The 20,079-nt window shown below is 46.5% G+C and carries 5 protein-coding genes; 4 read left to right on the top strand and 1 reads right to left on the bottom strand.

Annotated features, from left to right (window positions below):
• Positions 1 to 47: 47 nt before the first annotated feature.
• Positions 48 to 2,471 carry a penicillin acylase family protein gene (locus HUZ36_RS11680; RefSeq protein ID WP_176032931.1) on the top strand — a complete coding sequence of 808 codons (2,424 nt, stop codon included), beginning with the start codon at positions 48 to 50 and terminating at the stop codon, positions 2,469 to 2,471.
• Positions 2,472 to 2,528: 57 nt separating this feature from the next.
• On the opposite strand, the gene HUZ36_RS11675 is transcribed toward HUZ36_RS11680, so the two are convergent.
• Positions 2,529 to 4,691, bottom strand: coding sequence for a TonB-dependent siderophore receptor (locus HUZ36_RS11675; protein WP_176032930.1), 2,163 nt, complete (start codon positions 4,689 to 4,691; stop codon positions 2,529 to 2,531).
• Positions 4,692 to 4,926: 235 nt separating this feature from the next.
• Here HUZ36_RS11675 and HUZ36_RS11670 point away from each other — a divergent pair, with 235 nt between their 5' ends.
• The 3 genes from HUZ36_RS11670 to HUZ36_RS11660 all read left to right on the top strand — a co-directional run bounded on the left by HUZ36_RS11670 (position 4,927) and on the right by HUZ36_RS11660 (position 20,069).
• Positions 4,927 to 9,543, top strand: a complete 4,617-nt coding sequence (locus tag HUZ36_RS11670; protein WP_176032929.1) for a non-ribosomal peptide synthetase — start codon at positions 4,927 to 4,929, stop codon at positions 9,541 to 9,543.
• A 142-nt stretch (positions 9,544 to 9,685) separates the two neighbouring features.
• Positions 9,686 to 18,766 (top strand): non-ribosomal peptide synthetase, encoded by a 9,081-nt coding sequence (locus HUZ36_RS11665; protein ID WP_176032928.1) that lies wholly within the window; start codon positions 9,686 to 9,688, stop codon positions 18,764 to 18,766.
• Positions 18,767 to 19,007: 241 nt separating this feature from the next.
• Complete coding sequence (locus tag HUZ36_RS11660) at positions 19,008 to 20,069, top strand: TauD/TfdA family dioxygenase (protein WP_176032927.1); 1,062 nt, start codon at positions 19,008 to 19,010, stop codon at positions 20,067 to 20,069.
• Positions 20,070 to 20,079 lie beyond the last annotated feature (10 nt).

The raw sequence follows: 20,079 nt of genomic DNA, 5'->3' as shown, positions 1-20,079 counted from the left end.
CACGACTTCAATTGGTTTTATTACCCAGTAACAAGAAAAGGATAGGTATGAACTCTAATACACTGCTCATTCCATTATTATTATTTGGCTCCGTAGCATGTCAGGCCGACTACTCGTCAATTCAAAGTAATAACAAACAAGACGACAGCAAGCTTAAAGCGAAGATCACGCGTACTGAGTTTGGTATTGCGCATGTTACAGCGCATGATCTGCGCTCTTTGGCTTTTGGCTCCGGCTATGCACAAGCACAAGATCATGCTTGTGTCTTAGCGGATAGTTACTTGCGAGTACGTGGTGAGCGCGCTAAATATTTGGGCGCTGACTTGCATCATGCGGGCGACAACCGTCATGTAATGTCTGATTACCTGTTTAAGATTGCCGATATTCACCAGCAAGCTAAGTTAGCCTTTCCTCACCTTTCTGAAGATACACAAGCAGCAGCAGAGGGCTTTGCGGCGGGCTTTAACTTGTATCTCGCAGAGGTAGAAGAGGGTAAAGCGAGTCTAGAGCCGACCTGCCAAGGGCAAAACTGGGTGCAACCAATCACGGCAATTGACGTACTTGCCAATATCGCCGCGGCAGGTAGTGGAGCCAGTCTTGGGCAGTTTGCAACGGCTATTTTACAAGCACATCCTGGACAGGCTAATGAGTGGCTGCCAAGTGCAGCAAAGCCAGTCTCGCTGACCGCTCCCCTTGCTGCTGTCCCAAGTGCAGATACGCTTGTTACTCAAGGCTCTAATGCTTGGGCAATTGGTGGTGCACTGAGTGATGATGGCAAAGGGTTATTGATGGCAAATCCGCACTTTCCTATGACCGGGCAAATGCGTTTTTGGGCGTATCATGCCAACATTCCAGGTCAGCTAGATGTAATGGGGGCATCGTTACTTGGCTTCCCCGCAGCGGTAAATATTGGTTTTAACCACAATATCGCGTGGAGCCATACCTATTCAGCCTCAACACAGAGCGTAATTTATCGTTTAACGCTCGATGCAACTGATCCATTAAAATATGTTGTTGACGGCGAAACGAAGCAGATAGCGGTCAAGGATATCGCAATTGAAGTGCTTAGTGATTCAGGTGAAATATACAGACTACACAAACCTGTGTATAAAGCTGAAGGTGGCATGCTGGTCGAAATCCCTAAAGTGTTAGAGTGGAGTGAGCAACATGCCTATGTATTAAAAAATACCAATATAAATAGCTTTGCGGCAATCGATCATTGGTTGGCACTGAATAAAGCGCAAACACTCGCTGAGTTCCAACAAACTTTTAAAGATCACAATGGCTTGATGTTTAATAATGTGATTTATACCGATAAAGACGGACAAGCATTTTATATCGATGCTGCCAATGTGCCAGACCTTCCGCCAATTGCATTACAGTATCTCAATGATAACGCGCAGGCGAAGCAGTACTTTGCAAAGTTCAGAGTCCCAGTGCTGCCAGGTGACTCGGCGGCGTATTATTATCAGCAAAGTGTACCGTATGAAGCAAAACCAAAGCTAACACGTACAGATTACGTGCAAAATGCAAATGACTCATATTGGCTCGCCAATGCGAGTGCACCGATAGCTAAAGTTTCTCCACTTTATGGTCAACACAGTGTATTGCAAAGTCGCAGAACACGACACTCCCTAGCTAAAGTGAGTCACCCAGTCGGGGCTGATAATAAATTCAGTGCTGATGAAGTGGCGACCATTTTGTTATCGAATACTGCGCTTATAACTCCAATAATTGACGATGTCATTGCCGCTTGTAAACAAGGTTGGCAACGCAAAACCATCACGATTGATGAGCAATCAATTGCGCTCGCGCCAAGCTGTGCAGCCTTGCAAAAATGGGATGGGCACTTCAATCAAACATCGATTGCGGCGCATCTAGTGCGGGAATTTGTTGCAAGAGTCAATGATAGGGAAGACTTTGAAGTCAGTTTTGATGCGCGAGATCCCGTGAATACGCCGCGCAATATTCGGATTGATGAAGCGTTATTTAAAGAGCTGGCTATCGCGGGTGAAATTATTCGCCATGCAGGCTTTACACTGGAGGCATCGCTTGGAGAGCTACAATTCTTTGAGCAGCATGGGCAGCGTTTTGCGTGGCAGGGTAATATGAACGTTGAGGGTGGGCTAAATGTATTTGCAACGCAAAATCGCCTTGACCAAACCATATTTGCACCTGTGGCAACGCCATCTGTAACAACGCCATACAATAACAGGCCACTGTGGAGTGGGTTGTCACAACGTGGATACGAGCTCCACTTTGGTTCTAGTTGGATGATGGTTGTGGACTTTGAGCAAACGGGAGTGAAGGCACAGGGCCTGTTAACCTATTCTCAATCACAACATCCAGATGCAGAGAATAGTAACGATCAAACCCGCCATTATAGTGAACAGAATAAGCTGGTGACGTTACCTTTTGAAGCCGCTGACATTGCCACGACGCAAATATCGACAACCGTTATTAAGCAATAACTATTTCGTAAAGACATTAAAAAAGGGGCTGCTAGCCCCTTTTTTGGTCAACCGCTATTAAAAGCGGTATTTTACGCTGAAGTTATACGCGCGAGGTTCACTGTACTTCTTCGGTACGAAGCCGTAAGTATCGTAGAAGCTTTCATCAGTTAAGTTACTGACATTAAGTTTGAAGCTAAGCTGCTTTGAGTAATCATACTTAACATGAGCATTGATCAGAGTCTGGCTGTCTTGCTCTGCACGTACGGCACCACGACGACCACCGGCTGGAAGGCCAAGGTCAACGCCCGGTACGTTAAGAATGTCTACTTTTCTGTCGGTATCCCATGTCGCGTTTAAGCCAAAGCTCCAAGCTTCATAGGTGTACTTAGTGCTGACATTGAGTGTTTGTCTTGGTGCATATAGGTTAATGTCTTCGCCGTTTTCGTCAACGACATCAAAATCACTATAGCCAAGGTTAACTTGCCAGTTATCAGTAATATCCGCATTTAGTTCGATTTCAAAGCCATCAGCTTCTGCACCATCTACAGGGCGATACCTTGCTGGTCTTTGATCCGCATACTCAGGAATAACGACACCAAAGTCTTCTTTTAAGCTATCAAAATAAGCCACGTTTAGGCGTAAACGGTCATCAAGTAGATTCGTTTTCACGCCTACTTCGATATTGCGTGCGGTGATTGGATCAAGTTGCTTTAGGTTTACGTCAACTTTGTCTAGCTGAGGTTCATAAGCATCTGTGTAACTGACATATGTACTAACTTGTTCGTTGATGTCGTAAACAAAGCCTAGGTATAAGCTTTCACCGCTTTCATCTCCTTTATCGCTAGAGAAGCCACTCCACGCAAAGTCACGCTCATTGGTGCGTTCATAATCGAAAAACTTGATACCTGCGACTGCGTGTAGATCATCAGTAAGAACCAATTTACTGCTGATGGCCAAGCTTTGTTCTTTTGTTGTTTTATCCCAATAACCAATAAATTGCTTGTCGGTTGCATTCAAGTGTGAAGCCGGGTGGCGATTATAAATTGACTGAAGTGGATAAAAAACGGTGCGTTTGTTTGCGTCCAACTCTTCATAACGATCATCCGTTGATTCGAAGTCAGCATTGAGATAAGTCACATTGACCTGATGCGAGCGGTCGAATAGATCAAAGCGGCCCACTAAACCTAAAATAAAGTTGGTACCATCTACAGTTTCTACCCAGCGACGATCACCACCTTGTAACCCCAACCCTGTTTGCTTGTCAGGGTTACCACTAAAGTAGGTCATGGTAATGTCAGCTTCTGTTTTGCTGTACTGCGCACCAAAGTTAAGCGCCCAGTCTAAGTTGAGCTGATGCGATAATTTAAAGTGGTAACTTTGATGAGTGTTGCCATTGAAGCTATCCGGTGAAGATAGATTGGTTTTTTTGTCAATTTCTACCGATGAGCCATCAGAATAAAAAATAGGTAGTCCCCAAGGTGACAGTTTTAGTTCACTATCTTGGTAATGTACGGTGAATGACGCTTCAGTATCATCAGAAAAATAATGGTGTAGCTGAGTGTAAGCAACGATTTTGTTGCTATTCTCTTTGTCTACAAAGCTGTCTTTATCTTCATAAGCAAGAATAAGGCGGCCAGCAAGCGCTTTATCATCTGTTAACGCACCAGTTGCATCAAGATGCGAGCGTACTTTATTCCAAGAGCCAACCTCAGCACCGACTTCAACAAAACCATCTCTGTCGGGTTGTTTAGTGATCACATTTAAGGTCGCGGATGGCTGTCCTGCTCCAGCCATTAAGCCTGCAGCACCTCTTAGTACTTCTACGCGGTCATAGACAATGGTATCTAAGCGACTTTCTTGAGGGCCTGCAATAGAGGTTGGTAAGCCATCTTTTACCAACGCATTGATAAGATAACCGCGAGAGGTAAATTCGGTATTATCACCTGCACCAAACTTATATCGAGAAATACCAGTTGCTTGAACTAAGACATCTTCCAGATCATCAAGCTCAAAATCGTCGATAAAGTCATGGCTTAATACCGTGACAGACTGTGGGGTTTCTTTGATGGTAAGGTCCAAACCTGTTGGGCCTGAGTTACGTTTAATTGGTTGACCAACCACATCAATCCGTTCGATGTTTTTGGTGCTGTTCTGCGTATTGGCTAAAGTAGTAGGTGAGAAGTATATCAGTGACAGCATAAGAGATAATGCTGCTGATTGATGAGCTTTGCTTCGCATGGGTTTTTTCATTCCTGATTTTGTTATTTTGGCCAGTTATGCCATTTTGACTTAATGGTTTATTAAGCAAATTGGTATAAAACGCACTTTTGGCGCGCACCCGTAGGACGAAAAGTCGAAACAAAAATTTAGTAAAAGGAATCATTTTTATTTGCGACTGTTTTTTTCATTTTTTCACTCGTCTACTTGCCAAGTAAAAATGGCAGTTGCATTGTCCTAAACTGGAGACAAGAAAGTGGAAGCACCAACGAGAAAGCGCCAACGAAAATCACGGCTACACTCGACATCAACCCAACAGCTAAATGACCTAATAAAACAAAGAGCAAATGCGGCTCAGGTTAGCTTGTTAAGTCGCTCTGAGGTACAAGAACAAGCGCCTTTGACCGCAGCTCAGCAGCGCCTTTGGTATGCTTGGAAAGTTGCTCCGCATGATAAAGCATATAATTTAGCTGGATCTTTGCACTTTGATGGGCAATTAGATGCGGAGTTGGTCAAACGCAGTTTCGACGTGTTGCAGGCGCGCCATGGCGCACTTCAGATCCAGTTCTGCGAAACCGAAGCTGGGGTGTATCAGCAGCAAAATCCACAACTGAATTTTGAATTTTCAGTGGTCTCAATGGCGCAAACAAATGCCAATCAACCAGCTGATAAATTAAGCCATGCAATGCGTCCATTCGACTTATTATCAGAGCCGCTATTGCGGGTAGTATTGGTGAGTCATGAGAGCCGTTGTGAATTGCTGATTGTGATGCACCATATCATCACTGATGGCACTTCGATGCAAATTTTATTTGATGAGTTTGTGGATGTTTACCAAGCATACACGCTCGGAAAAGCGCCTGCGACACAAAAACAAGTCGACTTTATCGATTATGCCTGCTGGCAAGCGACACAAGATAACAGCACCAAGCTCGCGCAGCAAAAGCGCAATTGGGTGGCGCAGCTTCCGACACAAATAGAGGCCATCACGTTGCCAGCTGCGGAGTCAGCAAGGCGTCTAGAGACTTACACAATGGCGACGCATAGCGCCACATTGACAGAGAACATAGTGCAGGCGGTGAGTAGTACCGCTGAGCGCTTTGGCACCACGCCTTACTTGGTGATGCTAACCGTTTTTCAAATGACACTACAGCGTTTTTGTGGTCAACGAGATGTCTTAGTCGGTGTCCCCGTGGCAAATCGCCATATAGCAGAGACCTTAGGAGTGATAGGCTTTTTTGTGAATACGCAAGTGAGTGCGCTACGTGTTACTGAGCACGATAGTTTTTCGACACTCATAGCGCAAGCCAAGCAGTATCACCATTTTGCGCAGTCTAACCAAGATTTACCCTTTGAGCAGCTCATTGATGCACTGGCGGTTGAGCGAGTGAACGGCACCCATCCGATCTTTCAAGTGATGTTCAACTATCTGCGTCGTGATAAGCAGCGCGCCAAACAGTTACGTGACGCGACGCTCAGCCATGCGCAGGCACATCGCTTTACCATGCCTTTTGACTTACATTTGGATGTTATCGATGTACAAAATGAAGGGGTTCAGTGTCACTTTTATTATGCAGAAGAGCTTTATCAAGCGCCGTTTATCGCGCAGTTCCAGAGAGCGTTTTTTACCGCACTCAACCACCTGACTTCATGTTCGACGACGCCAATTACACAAGCAAGTTTATGGCAAAGCGATACAGCAAGCCGTTTGCCTATCGGTGAATCGACTCAACCGGGTGCCGATCTGCTCGCACAGTTACAATACTATGGTGAACAACAGCCTGAACAGGTTGCCGCAGTAGGTAAATCTGGTGTCCTGACTTATGGTGAACTGGTGCAGCTTAGCGATAAAGTGGCTGCAATACTACAGAGTAAAGGAATACTTGCACAGCGCCGTGTGGGTCTGCGAATGTCGCGCGATATTACCGCACTGGTAAGTATTTTTGGGGTGCTAAAAGCGGGCATGACATATGTTCCGATTGATGCCTCACTTCCTGAATCGCGACAACAGTATTTAATAGACAACAGTGAAGTTGCATTGGTTATTTCGGATCTTGAAACGACGCTAGCGATACAATGTGAGCAGGTGCCGTATCAACAGTTAATGGCACAAACGCCTGCGCCATTAACGCCGCCATTACGTCATAGTAAACAACTGGCTTATGTGCTTTATACATCAGGTTCAACTGGGCTGCCAAAAGGGGTAGCGGTGACCTTTGCTGGACTAAATAATTACTTAGCCGATGCCAGCGAGCGCTACATGGCAACATGCTCACGAGCCGTGGTCAGTTCAACGTTGTCATTTGATGCCACAATCACCAGCCTGCTAGTACCTATTTATGCTGGTAAACGTGTTGATATGATTGCGCAAGATGACGGACTGCTGGAGCAAGTAGCAGAGTGTATTCAACAGGCAACAGACAATACATTGTTTAAACTCACTCCCGCACACCTTGATGGCTTGCTGAGCTTAGGTCGTCATATCACTTCTTCGCTGCATCATTGCTTTGTTATCGGTGGAGATAAACTGATGTCGGGGACAGTGGCGAAGCTGCAACGTCATCTAATCAATAGTCGCTTTATTAACGAGTATGGGCCAACGGAAACTGTGGTGGGGTGCTCCGCATTTTTAGTGACCCCACAATCCTGTGCCGCGCATACGGTGCAACCTATTTCTAACGCACTGAACAATACCGCGCTGTTTGTTTTAGATGAATATCTTAACTATTGCCCTGCGAATGCGGTTGGCGAGTTATACATTGCTGGCGCTGGCTTGGCACAAGGTTATCTAGGTCGTGCTGATCTAACGGCAGAGCGTTTTATTGCCAACCCTTTTAGTGACGACGGTAGTCGGCTCTATCGGACAGGCGATATAGTGCGTTATGAGGCCGATGGCACTTTGCTTTACCTTGGTCGCAGTGACAACCAAGTGAAAATTCGAGGCTATCGTATTGAGCTGGCAGAAATTGAAGCCCAGCTATGCACGCTACCAAACGTTGACGAGGCGGTGGCGATAGTAGAGGAAGGGGCGACCCACTCTCGGATCATTGGCTATGTGGTTGCAAGCGAAGTTGATGTGCCCGGGGCGCTTAGTCATCTCGAAAAGCATTTACCCCAATATATGCTCCCTGCGCATATTATCGCCTTAGACAGCATTCCGCTAACCGTCAATGGCAAGGTAGATAAAACCGCGTTACCTAAAGCCAGTCTCCAATTAGCCCGCGACTATATTGCGCCAGAGGGGGAAATGGAACAGCTGATAGCCAGACTTTGGCAAGCGCAGCTTGGCCTTGAGCAGATAAGTCGTCACGATAGCTTCTTTAAACTCGGTGGCGACTCTATTATTGCTTTGCGGTTTATCGCTGCTTTGGGTAAAGCGCTTGGCTATGTTGTGCCGCTTAAGACCTTATTGCTGAATCCGGTGCTAGAGCAGTTTGCAGACGCGATTAATCAGCCGCAGAGTACGATACTGGCACTGGAAAAAAGGCCGCAAAATATACCTGCTTTGGCATCCCCTGGACAAAGAAGCTTGTGGGTTGCACACCAGTTGGCGTTGAATAAAGGCGAAGCGATGAGTTACAACATGTTTGGAGGGGTGGATCTGCACGGCGAACTTGAGGTAACAAAGCTACAGCTGGCATTAGATAAGCTTGTTGAGCAACAATCTGCACTACGTACGTGGTTTGCTGAAGTGGATGGTGAAATTAGGCTGAACGCCGCGGCGCACACACGCATCGTCATCGAAGAGTTCGATTTCAGTGCCTTAGATGATGAGGCTAAAGCCAAAGCGCTGGCACATCAGCAACAGCAGTTGTCGTTACATCAATTTGACTTGGCCGCCCCCCCACTTGTGAAAGTGAACGCGGTTTGGCTTGCACCAAAACACCTGCGCTTGTTAGTTAATATGCACCATATTATTTCAGATGGTTGGTCGATTGCGATCTTCATTGAGTCTTTGAGCAATTTGTATGGTGATAGCCATCAAGACAAAGATGCTGAACTGGCATTTGAGTATGACGACTTTGCACATTGGCAACAGCAGCGCTTACAGAGTGAGGAAGCTAAAACGCATCAAAGTTATTGGCGTAATACATTACGTGATGCTCCGACTTTGTCATTATTTCCTGCACACAAACCACTGTCAGAGCAATCCAGTGATGTTGGAGCAGAGCTAAGCTTGGTGTTCTCTGAAGCGCAAAGCCAGCAATTACGGCAATTTGCACAATCACAGCATGTCTCGCTAAATTCAGTCATGATGACTGCTTATTTACTGTTTTTGCAGTACGTAACTAAACAGCAAGATTTAGTGGTAGGGACCGACTTAGCGGGCAGAGAGATCCCTGAGTTAGAAAAAATCATTGGTTATTTTGTGAAAGTGCTGCCAGTTAGAACACAGCTATCAACAACGACCTCAATGGCGAACGCGGTAAAAACTGTGCACCATACACTTGCAACGACGATGGAGCATCAGTTATTGAGTCTGGATGAAATCATTAAACAGGTAAATCCACCTCGGGATCAGTTTAATGCGCCAATTTTACAGCAGTTATTTGTGATGCAAAACGCACCCAAAGCAAGCTGGCAAGCTCAAGGCGTGTCGTTTACGCCAGCGGTGATCGACTTACCTAAGTATAGTAAGTTTGCGAATGCGTTATTTGTCACTCCTAATGATGAGATTGAATGCACTTGGCTTTATAGAAAGGCATTGTATGACGGTTCAGCGATGCGTCTGTGGTTGCAGCAGTGGCGCACATTATTGTTGTCATTGATTGCTCAGCCAGATACGGCCATCAGCGAGCACTATCGAGCGCTTTCGGCTGTCAGCGGCCATAAACCCAAGTCAAATAAGTTTGCAAAATTTAAAGCTAAGTAATAGCTGCAATAGCACAACAGTAAAAGCCAAGCCTAGCGCTTGGCTTTTATGATCAAAAAGTAAATTTCAACTGCCTTGTACCGTCTTACTGATACTTTGGCCGCCTCGCGGTGTCAACTTTGAAGATAGGCATGGTGTAAATATGCAAGATGATTTTTTAGCGGATATTGATAGCGATATATTGAGTTTACTACTGGAGCAGGACTCGTCTGATGGGATCCCTCGTATATCCGGCAATGCCGCCCCTTTGTCATATTTACAGCAACAGCTATGGACACTGCAAGCACTTGATGAGTCAAACACCAGTTACTTGATGCCTGTGGTTTTTGCAGTAACGGGGCAGATTGATCCAAGTAAACTAGAGCAAGCACTGCAAGCTGTTATTGCCAATCACGGAGTATTTAGAACGCAATTTGTCACCACTGATGATACCCCAACTCAGGTCGAGCTTGATGAGGTCAGCTTTTCTTTAGCGCAAGTACAAAGTGACATGACAAGAGCCGACTACCTTGCTAGCGAAGCATTAAATCAGTGGCTGTTAGCAGCAAAAGACTTATCACAGGCACCACAACTCAAAGCACAGCTCATCACCTGTGCTGATCAATTACAAATATTGGCGCTGAGCTATCATCACCTCGTGTCAGATGGGTGGTCTAATAATCTGATTTTAGCGGATTTAAAAAGTGCGTATCGGGGGCTGGCACTCTCAATGCCAGCGCTGCGCTACCTTGACTTTGCACATTGGCAGCGTCACGCGTTATCACAACAGCATCCTGCGGTGGCATTTTGGCAGCAATACCTTGAAGCGCCGCGACAACCCTTACGGTTGCATCAGCAGCACACAACCACCACTAAGTTGAAGTCGGTAGGTGGGCGTCAGCAGTTTACGCTTTCAGCGCCTTTATGTGCCAGCCTTAGCGACTTTTGCAAGCGCAATCAGGTCACGCCATTTGCCTCTTTATTGGCAACATGGCAACTATTGTTGTCGCGTCATCATGGTAATGAGCAGTTTGTAGTGGGCGTGCCAAATGCGGGTCGCTCAGAGGAGCAGGTGCAAGATATTGTTGGCTGCTTTATCACCACACAGGCTTATCGCTGCGAAGCACATTGTGGACGCTCCTTTATAGAAACGGTAAAACAAATACAGCGTCATGCACTGACTTGTACACAATACAGTGATGTACCGTTTGAATACGTGTTGTCGGTGTTACCTGAGCATCGCGGCGATCTGCGCCAAGGTGGCTTTTTTCAAGTTGGGTTTGATTGTCAGCCGCAATTACAAGGGCAGCTCGACTTTGGAGATTTCTCACTCGCTCCAGTAGCAGGTGGCAGTATGCAGAGTAAATTTGCGATTGCGCTATCGGCACAAACCAGTGAAACGAGTGTTATCTGTGAGATAGAGTACGATTGCGCACAGTTTGATACACCATACATTGAAGTGCTGCAACGAGAGTTTTGCCAGCTACTGACACTGGCACTTGGGCATGATGCTGAGAAAATCGGGAATTGGCTTGATGTCGCCTACGAAAACCAGCCTGCGTATCTTCCTGAAAGCCGCGCGAGTAAAGGAAAACAACTCGCACCAGAAACGCGACTAACGCATGAGTTAGTTCGCCAGCAAGCGCTTAGTTCACCGACGGACACTGCGCTTATCTTCCAAGACCACCACTTTGATTATCAATGGTTAGAGGCGCACAGTAATTATATTGCGGCACAACTGCAACGTCATCATATCAAAGAGGGAGAGGTGGTTGGTATAGCCTTGCCACGTACCCCATATTTGATTGCTAGCTTGTTGGCGTGCTTTAAATCAGGTGTGGCGTATTTACCCCTTGATCCTAAGTTGCCACAAGACAAGCTCACGCACATGATAGAAGATAGTCAGTGTGCGCTCATTGTCGGTGAGCAATTGTCTGCGTCTTCATGCGCGGTGATTGCAGAGGCTGAATTAATATGCCCAGACTTATCTGTTTGGTGCCAGCAAGACGCCGCGCTTGCTGTGCATCCTGAGCATATTGCGTATTTAAATTATACCTCAGGCTCGACAGGAAAAGCCAAAGGGGTGGCGGTGCCACATGGGGCGCTGAGCCGTTATGTTTTTACCGCAGCGGATTTCATTTCGCTTACCCAACATGATGTCGTGTTACAGTTTGCAACAGCAAATTTTGATGCGTTTGTAGAGCAAGTTTTTCCCACTTTGGTTGTCGGTGCCGCTTTAGTGATGCGAGATGACACGTTGTGGGACGCGCAAACCCTGTATGAGCAAGCCAGCAAGCACAGTATTAGTGTGATGGACTTAAGTGCGGCCTATTGGCGACAAATTGCCGAAGATTGGTCGTATTTAATGCCAAAGCATCAATGGCAATTACCCGCGCTTAGGCAAGTGCACTCAGGCGGTGAAGCCATGTCAAAACAGGCCATTAGTGCATGGCGAGCGGCAGGGCTTGAAAAGGTGAAGTTGGTCAATACTTATGGCCCGACAGAAATCGTAGTTGAAGCGGCTATTTTTGACTGTAGTGCGTTGGATGTTGAGCGTATCAACTCTGTACCTATAGGTAGCGCGATTGCTGAGCGGCAACTGTATGTACTTGATGAACAGCTCAATCTGTTGCCACATGGACAGGTTGGTGAGTTGTATATTGGTGGTGAAATTTTAGCGCAAGGCTACTTAAGACGCCCAGGACAAACCGCGGCGAGCTTTGTTGCTGATCCGTTTAGCGATAGTGGTCAACGCCTATATCGCACCGGTGATTTAGTGAGATGGAATGCTCAAGCACAACTTGAGTTTATCGGTCGAGTAGACAACCAAGTGAAAATTCGCGGCTTCCGTGTTGAAGTTGAAGAGGTTGAGCTTAAGTTACGTGCTATCGAAGGTGTCAATGATGTTGCTGTGATTGCACAGCAACACGCAGAGTCGACCCGGTTGCTAGCCTACCTATGTTCAACCCGTGATGTACATGATATTCAAGCGGATACTCGAGCTATACTACCAGAATACATGGTGCCTTCAGTATTTATGCTTTTGGACAGCCTACCGCTTAACGCCAATGGTAAGGTCGACAGAGTTGCCTTGCCAACCCCTGCGGCATCACCGCAGCAGACACAAATAACGGCATGTATTGGTGAAGTAGAAACATTGATCGCTGAGATTTGGTGTAAGTTATTTAGCGTTGAGCAAGTTGGTCGTGACGATAACTTTTTTGCCTTAGGCGGTGACTCTATTATTTGCCTGCAAATGGTGTCACTAAGCCGACAAGCTGGATGGGAAATCAAGCCAGCGGATGTTTTTGAAGCGCAAACTATTATGGCGATTGCACCTTTGGCCACGCGATTGAAAGAGGTCAATAGCAGTGAGGTCGAGCATGTTGCCGGTAGTGCCCCTCTGCTGCCTATTCAGCAGGATTTTTTCGCGCAGCGTGGACACGCTCCAAACCACTATAACCAAGCCGTGATGCTGCATGTATCGCAAACGATAGACTGTTCAGCGCTACAACAAGTGGTCACACAATTAGTGCAACATCATGATGCCTTAAGGCTGCGCTTTTGCCGCGATAGTGAAGGCAACTGGCAGCAGTCTTTTACTGAATATAGTGCGTCAATGTTGGCGCAGATATTTACATTACATGAAGTTGAAAACGCCCAGATAACCGCGCTGGCAGACGATATTCAACGTAGTTTGGATATTCAAAATGGGCCAGTGATGCGGGTCGCGGTGATGCAAGTGGCAGATGGCAGTTACCGCGTCTTACTGGTTGTACATCATTTGGTGATTGATGGCGTGTCATGGCGAATTTTACTGGATGATTTGACAGCAGGGTATGAGCAGCTTATTGCTGGTAAGACGTGGCAGCCAATTGCTAAATCCAGCAGTGTCAAAAAGTGGGCTGAAGCCTTGCAGCAATACGATGCGCACTTTGCTGATGAAGCTGAGTTTTGGCAAGCACAAACCGCCGCAAGATTGCCGTTGCCGTATCAAGATAAAACTGCCAGTGCAGCAGAAACTGAGTTAGCTACCGTTGAGCTGTATTGTCCACAAGCACTCACAACGCAGTTGCTGACACAAGCTAGCCGACCATACCGCACGCAAGTCAACGACTTATTGTTAAGTGCACTGAGTGAAGCACTTTACCGCTGGTTAGGGGCGGATGAATATGTGCTGCATCTAGAAGGGCATGGTCGCGAACCTTGGCAGCCATCTATTGATTTGAGTCGCACCATAGGGTGGTTTACGGCGATGTTCCCGCTGAAATTATCACGCCAAGATAACTGGCAAGAAACCATTCTTGCGACCAAAGAAACACTGCGTGCTATCCCAAACAAAGGCATTGGCTATGGCGCACTCAAATATAACAGCGCGAAACCGGCAAGTAGCGCACCAGAGCTGGCAGATATTGAGTTTAACTATCTTGGGCAACTCGACAATAACTTTAGCAGTGATGGTATATGGCAGCCTGCGCGTGAAGACAGTGGCGCGAGTACCAACCATGCCGCAACGGTTGCAAGTGAGTTGTCGATACAAGCCCAAGTCTTAGGTGGGCAATTACAAATACGCATCAGTTTCGTCGCCACGCGATTGAGTAGAGACACTATTGAGGTGTTCACTCAGTTATTCCAGCAATGCTTGGAAGAGTTAGTGGCGCATTGTGCGTCGACAACGGCAACATTCAGTGCCTCAGATGTACCGCTAGCCCAATTACCAAAAGATACCTTAAGACAATTAGACGCGACAAAGATAAGTAAAGTGTATCCGCTTTCTGCGATGCAAGAAGGTATGCTTTTTCATGCTCAATATAGCGACAACAGTGCGTATGTGAACCAAATGCAGTTTGCGGTTACAGGTCTAGATGTAGTGGCGTTTAGCGAAGCATGGCAGCATGTTACGGATCGCCATGAAGTGCTGAGAACGGGGTTACTCACCAAAGAAAGCCCAGCGCACCAGTATGTAGTACATACGCATGCGGCAGACATCACAGTACTGGATTGGTCCTTTGAGGGCGGCGATGTAGAAGCAAAACTTGAACAACTTGCCAAGCAGCAGGTGTTATTGGGTTTTGATTTAGATAAAGACATAGGCTTTAACCGCGTGCTTATCATCAAACTAAATACACACCAACACCGCGTGATATGGACAAATCATCACCTTTTCACCGATGGTTGGAGTGCCTCACGCATGATGGGTGAATTATTAAGTGTATATCAAGGCCACACGTTAATGCCTGCGACAGGTCAGTATGAGCAGTATATTGGTTTTTTACAGACGCAAGATCACACCCAAAATCGTGATTATTGGCAGCAACAGCTGCGCCAATTAGATGAGCCTTGTACTTTGTTTGCGCAACAAAACACGCAACAGACGTCGCAAAATGGTGCGGGACATACCCGTTGGGTCATGGCGCCTGAGCAGACCGAGCATCTTGTCTCGTTTTGTCGTAGCCAGCAAATTACGGTAAACACCTTAATTCAAGCAGCATGGTCATTGGTGTTGAAAGCCAGCATAGGACACCAAGCTGTGTGCTTTGGCTCAGTAACGTCAGGAAGACCACCAGAACTTGCTCACAGTGACAGCATGCTTGGCTTGTTTATTAATACCCTACCGACCATTGTCACCGTGAGTCCTGAGGTCAATGTGGCAACATGGTTGCAGCAACTACAGCGCCAAAGTCTGCGGGCTCGTGAGCATGAATATACACCTCTTAGCGAGGTGCAAAAATGGGCCCGAGAAGGGGGAATAGATTGTCCAAATGGGTTATTTGACACACTAGTGGTATTTGAAAATTACCCAATTGCTGAAGCGCTTCAGCAAGCCGATAAAGCCACTACGCAATTTGAGTTACTGGCCAGCCGAGAAGAAACCGATTATCCACTCACGGTTTCCATTTCACAGCAAGAAACGGTGGACATCGCATTCCATTATCAGCAAGCAGCCTTAAGTGATGCAGATGCCGAACAATTACTCGCACGCTTCTTATTGATAATCTCGCAATTACAAGAGCAGGTTACACAGCCTGTGGCGCATATTACAGGTCTCAGTGATGCACAGAGTGCTTCACTGATTGAACTGGGCGCAACAAAATACCATGGTGTAGCGCAGCAGCAGGACATATTGGCGTGTCTATATCAGCAGGCAAGCGTACATCAGGATACTGCTCGACTCTTTTGTGAAGCGCAGTCTCAAAGTTATCAAGCGCTATTGGCACGCAGTGAAAAAATTGCAGTTGGCTTGCAATTACAGGGTGTAACCAGTCAACAGCGCGTTGCGCTTTATATGCGTACAGGACTGGATACGTTGGCTTGTATTCTTGCGATTTGGCAGCTAGGCGCTGTCTATGTACCGCTCGATGTAGACTCACCAGAATCGCGTTTAAATGACATACTTGCGCTAAGTACACCGCAATTGGTACTGCACCAAGAGCGTGCGCTAACGCACTGTACAATGCAGCAAATATCGCTTCAATGTCTGATAAGTGAGGTGGATGAACAGTCATTGCAGCGACCAACATTTGACCCTCAGCAGCTCGCTTATTTGGTGTTTACGTCTGGCTCTACAGGCAAGCCAAAAGGGGTGGCGGTAACACGAGGTGCACTATTAAGTCACTGTTTGGCGATTGCAGATGCGTATCACTATGGTACTGAAGATCACGCATTGGCATTTGCGTCTTTGGGCTTTGACGCTGGGCTTGAGCAAGTGTTCGTCCCCTTATTGACCGGTGCGAAGCTGACGTTGGTGAATGGTAAAGCATTACTACCGGAGCAGTGCAGCGAGTTGGTTGTGGCGCATCAAATTAATATTGTTGATTTACCTCGTGCTTATTTACAGCACTTGCCCCATCTGGATGGCGTTCGTCTATGTATTGTAGGAGGGGAAGCTTGGCCAACAAAAGAGTTATTGCAATGGCGCAAGCGCGCGCCTCAGACGCGCTTCATTAATGCCTACGGCCCGACAGAAACCGTGATCACACCGACTATCTGGCAAGATGATCATAAGGTTGAAATAGACAGCTTATATGTGCCCATAGGGGCGGTGGTTGGGCATCGCCATGCTTATGTGTTAACTGAAGAACTTAACCTAGTACCTGCTGGTGGAGTCGGTGAGCTATATATTGCAGGTACTTTGGCGCAGGGTTATTTTGGCCGTGCTGACCTTACGGCTGAGCGATTTATTGCTAATCCATTTAGTGACAAAGGAGAACGTTTATATCGTACTGGCGATTTGGTGCGCTTTAATGAACAAGGGCAGCTTGTGTATCAAGGTCGTGCAGATCAGCAGGTAAAAGTGCGTGGCTATCGGATTGAATTAGCTGAGATAGAAAAGCGCATTATGGCGATGGCGGAGATAAGTAGCGTACTGGTACGGTTACAGCACACCGAACAAGGGGCGCAGTTGATAGCCTATGTGATCGGTGAGAATGTGGATCTGGCTGCGCTGCAAACATGTGCACAGCAGCTACCCGATTATATGCAGCCTGCCCATTGGCTAACATTGACGCAATTGCCATTGACCATCAATGGTAAGGTCGATGTCAATGCGTTGCCACAGCCGACGCAACCCAAAGCGGAGACTAAGTATCAAGAGATGGACGCGCAGGCGCGCCAGCTTAGCGTAATATGGAAAACATTACTTGGTGTTGACGCAACACCGCAGAGTCAGTTCTTTTATGACGGTGGCGACTCCATTTTAGCGATGCGATTAACGTCACAAATCAACCAAACGTTTGGCTTACAGTTGAAAGTTAGAGATATTTTTGAGCATAGTGAGTTTAGTGCGCTGGCTCAATACATCACAGCGCAGCGACAAAGCACAGGTGATAACCACAGTATTACTTTACAAGCGCAGCCATTCGCTCAGCAAATACCGGTATCAGCAGAGCAGCGCAGTTTATGGGTCACTGACAAACTGAGTGAAGCAAAAGACCGAGCCGCGTATAACATCACCACGAGTGTTAATCTCTTTGGAGCACTTGAACCCCACAGCTTACAGTGCGCTTTTGCGCAGTTACTGGCTTACCACAGTACGTTTAGTTATCGCTTTGTTGAACAAGAAGGTGACGTGGTCGCGGTGTATAGTGAGGACAATGAATTACAGTGGCAGTATGTTCAACTTGATGATGACTTAGCGCAAAACACTGCAGCAGCTGCTAAGCTCCGTGAGCATTTTGAGGTGACACCATTTAATTTAGCTGAGGATGTGTTATTGCGCGTCTTGTTGGTGGAAATTGCACCTGAGCACTATCAACTTACCATTAATATGCACCACATAGTGAGTGATGGTTGGTCTATGGGGAACTTGGTACATCAGGTCGGTGAGTTTTATTTGGCGCAAATTGAGCAGCGCCAAGCCCAACTGCCGCCACTGCAAGTGCAATATGGTGACTATGCACAGTGGCAACAGCAGCGTTTAGCAAGCCAAGAAGCAAAGGATGTTGCTCAGTTTTGGCGTACGAAGCTTGCAGATGCTCCAGCGCAAAGCGTGATCCCGTTACATTCTCCACGTCCTGAGCGCACCGATACGCAAGGCGATGTAATAGATTTTCAGATTGCGGCAACAACTCGAGAGGCCATTGAGCAACTTGCGCAGCAACAACAATGCTCTGTGTTTAGCGTGCTATTGGCAAGTTATGCTGCTTGGTTGTTTGAAACAACAGGGCAGCAAGATATGGTATTAGGTACGGATCTATCAGGTCGAGAACATGCGGATCTTGAACCTCTGATCGGATATTTTATCCGTGTCTTGCCGCTACGAGTTCGTCTTAATGGCGCAGTCGGGTTCACCCAGCTATGTGAACAGGTTCAGCAAACGCTATTGGATGTTCAAAGTAATCAGCTGCTTACACTAGATAGCGTGATAAATGAGGTAGGCGCGCAAAGAACAGCGGGCTTGTCACCGTTATTCCAGCAGCTTTTCGTTATGCAAAATACGCCAAAACCAGATTGGCCTATCGATGGGCTAGAAATGGAAGGTGTCGCTTCGGTGGATACGTCAAGTAAATTTGACTCGGCAATTTTTATTGATGCGCAAGAGCAGGCTTATCATGGTCGCTGTTACTTTAAAACGGCGCTATATCGCCGTGATAAAATCCAAGTCGCACTTGATAGGTGGATGCAATTGTTAACTCAGCTGGTGGAAAGCCCAACAGTTGGCATTGCGACATTGAAACCACACACGCCAAAGCAGGCTGGTCAAAGCAAGTTTAAGTCCAGCAAATTTGCTAAGTTTAAGAAGTAGTCAATCCGAGTGCGACTTAAGCCAGCGCTGAACTCCCTTCATTTATTCAACAATAAAGAGACGCATTGAGCGTCTCTTTATTGATTCAAATCAAGTAAATCTTCGACTTTGTAGTAAAGAAAGTACGACTTGCCACGTCATATCGCTAAGCAGACCAACTCAAGGTAGCAGGGCGATGATCTATTGGAGGTCCGATAGAGCATTACCGCGGATTGGTATGAGTCTATGACAGGAGAAAACGATGACGTCCACTGTGCGAAAAGGTAAATTTTCATCTCTTAAAAAAGGGGTAAAACCCACGGCTAGCGCTACTCAAGCCGCAACTTCAACAACATTCTTCAAAGGTGCGCAAGGGTTTCCAGCCGTTATCCAGCCAACCAGTAAAGATTTAGACCCGTATGTGTGGGCTGAAACAAATCGAGACTTTATAGAAAGCAACTTACTTACGTATGCGGGCTTGGTTTTCCGTGGCTTTGGGTTAAAGACCCCACAGGAATTTGAGCAGTTTGCCAATGCAATTCAGCCAGGCTTATATGGCAACTATGGCGATCTGCCTAAAAAAGAGGGTGGTAAAAAGACTTATAAGTCTACGCCTTATCCTGAAAACAAAATGATCCTTTATCATAATGAAAGTTCACATCTAGAGCAGTGGCCGCGTAAACAGTGGTTTTTCTGTGAATTACCTTCTCCTGTTGGCGGTACGACACCCATAGTAGATTGTCGTCGAATGTTATCAGTTTTGCCCAGTGAATTGGTGCAAAAAATAGAAGAAAAAGGCTTGCTGTACCTACGTAATTTCCATAAGAGTGTTGACGTAAGCTGGCAGCATTTCTATAAAACTGACAGTAAAACTGAAGTGGAAGCGAGGCTGAATGCAGCAAATATTGAATATCAATGGCTAGAGAATGACGGCCTCCAAACAAAAACCAAAACCCATGGCGTTATTGTTCACCCAGTGACAAAGGAAAGGTCGTTTTTCAATCAAGTGCAACTGCATCATATTGCCTGTCTAGAGCCGGAAGTCAAAGAGAGTTTGATCGAGTTAGTGGGAGAGCAGCGTTTGCCTCGACACGTGTATTTTGGTGACGGCTCTGCTATCAGTGATGAAGAGATGGCCATTATTGGTGCTGCATATGAAACATGTGCGGTGCGTTTTGAGTGGCAGCAAGGTGACGTAGTGATGCTGGATAATATGCTCGCTGCACATGCCAGAGATCCATTTGAGGGTCCAAGGAAAATTGTAGTTGCTATGGGTGATATCTATACGCAACAAGATCTAAAACAAGCAAATCAAGCACAGTAAAAGGTAGTGC

The sequence above is a fragment of the Pseudoalteromonas sp. McH1-7 genome (assembly GCF_013366255.1).
Taxonomy (GTDB): Bacteria; Pseudomonadota; Gammaproteobacteria; order Enterobacterales; family Alteromonadaceae; genus Pseudoalteromonas; species Pseudoalteromonas peptidolytica.
This window is presented reverse-complemented; position numbering and strand designations above follow the sequence as displayed.